Raw genomic sequence first — 4,757 nt, forward strand, 5'->3', positions numbered from 1 at the left:
CACCGAGAACACCAGCTTGTCGGCCGATGAAGTGGCGCTGAGGAAATCACGCCCGGTGTTGGAGTTGAAGCCGTAGGTGGTGTCGCCGGCGCGGGTGTTGTAGTTGGCGCCGTAGAGCTTCTGGATCGCGGCGATGTCGTCAATCAGCGGGCCGGACGAGTAGGCTTCTACCCCGCCTTTGCTGAAGTTCTGGTTGGTGTTGCTCTCGCTCCAGTAACTCATGACGCTGTAGCCACGCGTGTCCTGTCCATAGTCCGCGTCTTTGTACGAAGGGTTGCCGGTCCCGGCGTTGTAGTCGCCAGGGTGGTCCAGGCCCAGGGTGTGGCCGATTTCGTGGGTCAGGGTCTGCCGGCCATAGTTGTTCAGGTCCGGGGTCTTGTTCGGCGTGTAGCTGTTGTTCGTCAAGTACCAGGAAGTGCCGTCAAGGCCGCTTTCGTTGTACTTGGCGTTGGTGCCTGGCAGGTAGGCAAAGGCCGCTGCGCCGTCCTGGCCGCCGCTGTAGTTGCCGAAGGTCATGTGGAAGTCACCGCCCGAGGCTTTCTCGGTGAAGGTGACATTGGCCACATCGGCCCAGGATTGCATGGCCAGTACGGCCTGTGCTTTCTGCTGGGTGTTGAACTGGCTGAACCCGGTGATCCCATGCTTGTTCATGGTCGCGTTCGAAGCCGAAGTCAGGAAGGTGTAGGTGAGATCGATCTTGCCGTTGCCATCCACGTCCCGGTACGCGGCGTTCTCACGCAGCAGGTGGTCGGCGGCCTGGTCAACGGTGAACGACGGTTTGCCATTGACCGTGAGGTTGCCACCGCGGTCGTATTGATGGCTAAAGCTATCGATCTGGGTGTAAGCGGTACTTGCTTGAGCCGCCGACACAATAGCTTTGTCTTTTACTTTTGACATAAACGTACTTCCTTGTTTGCAAGTGGAACAGTTTTTGTCCGACCGGACCCACTCTGGCGAGTAAGTCCGATCACTCGCCCCTTTTGAAGGCGAAAGAAAACTGACACAACCTGAAATCATTCGTCCAGCGGTTTTTATCCAAGGATAAAGTTGGGCCGGTGAACAAAACCTGCAAACACTGGTAAATAGCGCGTTATTAAAATCCAGCTATTTAAATATTAAATACTCCTAAAGACATTTAGCCACGAATGGATCCAAAGTATTGACTGAGGTGCACTAAGAAAGTGTCACCGTGTCATTGTTAGTATTGATTGGCCACTATTTAAGTGTTTGTCCCGTATTACCGGGACAAGACTTAGTTTACTTACTGGCCGCGCCAGCCGGTTTGGCGCAATGCCTGCAGGAGCGTGTGGACATCCAGCGCGGGCACCCGCACACCCTGGTCGGTGGTCATGTCTTCGCCGGCCACTATGGCATTAATGATCGCCTCTTCCACGGCCTCCGCCGCCGCGCTGAACAGCGGTGAAATGTGGTCGTTATTGACCATTTGCAGGGCTGTGCTGAGGGGCGAGCCCTTGCGCCCGTAGTCGGCCACCGGCAAATCCTGATTGCCGGTGGCGAACGCCAGGAACAGGTCCCCGCTGGAGTCCTCAGTACCGCCACCCGTGCGCGCAATCCCGATGGACGCGCGTTGTGCCAGGCGCTGGCATTGATGGGGCAGCAACGGCGCATCGGTGGCGATGATCACCACGATGGAGCCCATGCCGGGTGTGCCGCGATCGGCAAAGGGTGACGGGATGGCCATCAATTGCCGGCCTACCGGGTAACCATCCACGCGCAGTTCCTGGCGCTTGCCATGGTTGGCCTGCACCAGCACACCGACGGTCCAGCCACCCTGCTCCGCCGGCAAGCGCCGTGACGCGGTACCGATGCCCCCCTTGAACTCATGGCAGATCATCCCGGTGCCGCCGCCCACGGCGCCCTCCGCCACCGGCCCGGATTCGGCGTTGGCCAGCGCCTCGCGCACATGCTCCGGGCCGACGTGCTGGCCCCAGATATCGTTGAGCAAGCCGTCGTAGGTTTCCATCACCACCGGCATGCACCAGTACACGGCGGGGTCTTCGAGGCTTTCGCGCTCCAGGGCGATCAGCGTGTCGCGCACAATCCCGATGCTGTGGGTGTTGGTGATCGCCAGCGGCGTGGTCAGCAACCCTGATTCGCTGATCCATTCAAGGCCCGTGGCGTCGCCATTGCCGTTGAGCACGTGGTAGCCGGCAAAACATGGCTGATACCGCGCGGCACCGGCCCGGGGCTGGATCGCCGTCACGCCGGTACGTACCTGTTTGCCGTCGATGCGGCTCTTGATCGTACTGTGGCCGACCCGAACCCCTGGAACGTCGGTGATGGCATTCAACTCACCGGGCGTACCCAGTCCCAAGGTGATGCCCAATTGACGTGCACGCATAACCACTCCTTACAATTTCTGAAACGCCGGACTCAACCGGCCACTGATGCAATACAGGATCACCGACAGTGCCAACAGGCCGATGATAATCATGATGTCGCGAACCGAGGCGGCAATCGCCAGTGTCACCAACAGGTAGCCGGCGCCCAGCACCGCCAGCAAGGCCGGCACCGGCCACAACGGCATGCGATACGGGTGCTCGCGGTCACGCAGCAACACCCGGCTCATCAACGCGCTCAACGCCACGATCAGGTACACCAGCATGATCAGCAGCACGCTGAAAGACGTCAGGTCCGCCAGGTTGGAGCTGAAGCTGAGCAATGCCGAAGGGACCGCCAGGAACAGCGTAGCCAACCACGGGGAATCCCAGCGTGGATGAATCCGGGTGAAGAGTTTGTTGATGGTGGGTGTCCACAGCGCATCGCGGCCGCTGCTGAACACCACCCGGCCAATCTGGATGACGATGGCGACGATGGCGTTGAACACCGACAGGAAGATCCCGGCGCTGACCAGCCGCGACAGGGTTTCGTTACCGTGGCTGGTCAGCAGGTAGCCGATCGGGTCGGGGCTGCTGATCATCGCGCTGAGGGATGGCGCACCGATCAGCAAGGCGGTGATCGGCACCAGCTCGATGACCACCACCAGGCCCAGGGACCACAACACTGCCTTGTGCACGCCCCTGCCGCCGCACTTCATGTCTTCGGCCAGCAATACGGCGGGACCGTAGCCATTGAACGAGAACAGGCCGATGCCCACCGCGCCGATGACCAGCGCCCAGGGCGCCAGGTGCAGCACGCCGTTCTCGACGATTTGCGGTTGCAACAGCACGCTGACCGGCTGCACCGGGTTGCCGAAGCCGATAAACACGATCACCAGCAACGCCGCCACTTCCAGCAGCAGGCAGGTGCCGGTGATCCAGGCATTCAGCTTGATATTGAGGATGCCCAGGGCGTAGCTGCACACCACAATCACCAGGGCCACGGTTTGCGAATCGAATTGGGTGCCGAGGGCGTTATTCAGGTAAGTCGCCGCCCCGGTGGCCAGTACCGGCGGGATAAACAGCAGCATCACCAGTACCGTGAGGAACGTCGCGTAGCCGGCCATGCCGCCGAACACCCGCTTGGCATACACGTATTCGCCGCCGGCGCTGTTGTGGGCACGCCCGAGTTCGGCGTAGCAAAAGGCGAACATCAGCGCGAGCAAGGCGGCCATCACAAAGGCCAGGAACACCCCGCTGCCGGCCTGCTGGATGGCAAACGGCGCAATCACGAACACTGAACTGGCCGGGGTGACCGCCGAGACGGTGATGGCCACTACATCGAATACGCTCAGGGTGGGTTTCAGCACGCCGTCGGGCGTGGAAGGAGCACTCATATCGTTATCCTCTTGATTGTTCTTGGTTTGAGGCAGAAACGAAAAGGTGAAGCGGCGCAGGGTATGTTCCCCACTGACTGACGGCCAACTTAAACACTCTGTGTAGATCGGCCAATTCCCCTATTGGAGTACTCCCCTTGACGCCGCCGGGCAAAAGTCGAACCCTTGCGGCCTGAATCCTTAGCGTGGAGCTGCACATGAGCCTGTTCAGGGAAGTCGGCATGCACGCGGGCCTGGGGCGTACCGTCGCACAGATCGGCACCGGGCGTTTCTGGAAGCAACTGGTGCTGTTGCTGCACCAATGCCTGCCCTTCGACAATGCCCTGGCGATCTTCTACCCCGCCGATGGCCCGCCCGAAGCGCTGGAAGAATACGACGCACAACCGAGCAGCAAACCGGCGTCGATGCTGGTTTATCTGAATGGCTTGTACCTGTTGGACCCGTTTTTCCAGGCGTGTCGCGAGGGGTATGCCAGTGGCGTGTACCGCCTTGAGGAAGTGGCGCCGGATCATTTTCGCCAGAGTGAATACTTCCTCAATTACTTCCACGAAAACGTGCTGGAAGACGAGGTGCAATTCATCCTGCAATTGCCGGGTGCGGGGACGTTATCGCTGTCGTTGGGGATGCAGCGGTTGTTTACCGGCGAGGAAACGGGGTTGATGACCATGCTCGCGGCCTGGGTGTTGCCGTTGATGCAGCAGCATTGGCAGCAAAGCACCCAGCGAGTGGCCGCGCCGGCGGAAATGGCCAGCCAGATACGGGACGCGTTGAGTCATTTCGGCTGTGGTGTGTTATCGGAACGGGAGCTGGAAATAGCGCGATTGGTGTTGCGCGGGTTTTCGTCAAAAGCCATGGCCGAACGGCTGAATATCTCGCCGGATACGGTCAAGGTTCACCGCCGGCACCTGTATGCCAAGCTGGATATCTCGTCGCAGCCGGAGCTGTTTTCGTTGTTTATCCAGTCGTTGGGGCATGACTTGGAGAATCCTTGATTCCGCGGCGTGGGAACGCCGCCCTGGAC

General features: G+C 60.0%; 4 protein-coding genes. 1 reads left to right on the forward strand and 3 read right to left on the reverse strand.

Translation table 11 applies throughout. From position 1 onward, the window contains the following. The 3 genes from HX817_RS31380 to HX817_RS16175 form a co-directional block, all read right to left on the reverse strand. Window positions 1–897, reverse strand: an 897-nt coding sequence (locus tag HX817_RS31380; protein ID WP_256348760.1) for a M10 family metallopeptidase C-terminal domain-containing protein, incomplete at its 3' end; no start/stop codon positions are given. A 364-nt stretch (window positions 898–1,261) separates the two neighbouring features. Beyond that, entirely contained in the window at window positions 1,262–2,362 is a 1,101-nt protein-coding gene (locus HX817_RS16170) for a P1 family peptidase (RefSeq protein ID WP_177040576.1), read from the reverse strand. Window positions 2,363–2,371: 9 nt separating this feature from the next. Further along, entirely contained in the window at window positions 2,372–3,736 is a 1,365-nt protein-coding gene (locus tag HX817_RS16175) for an APC family permease (protein ID WP_003217116.1), read from the reverse strand. Between the two features lie 197 nt (window positions 3,737–3,933). On the opposite strand from HX817_RS16175, the gene HX817_RS16180 reads away from it, so the two are divergent. Further along, entirely contained in the window at window positions 3,934–4,728 is a 795-nt protein-coding gene (locus HX817_RS16180) for a response regulator transcription factor (protein WP_371317779.1), read from the forward strand. The last annotated feature ends 29 nt before the right edge of the window (window positions 4,729–4,757 follow it).

Origin of the sequence: Pseudomonas sp. C6002, from assembly GCF_013385805.1 — a bacterium.
In the GTDB taxonomy this organism is placed as follows: Bacteria; Pseudomonadota; Gammaproteobacteria; order Pseudomonadales; family Pseudomonadaceae; genus Aquipseudomonas.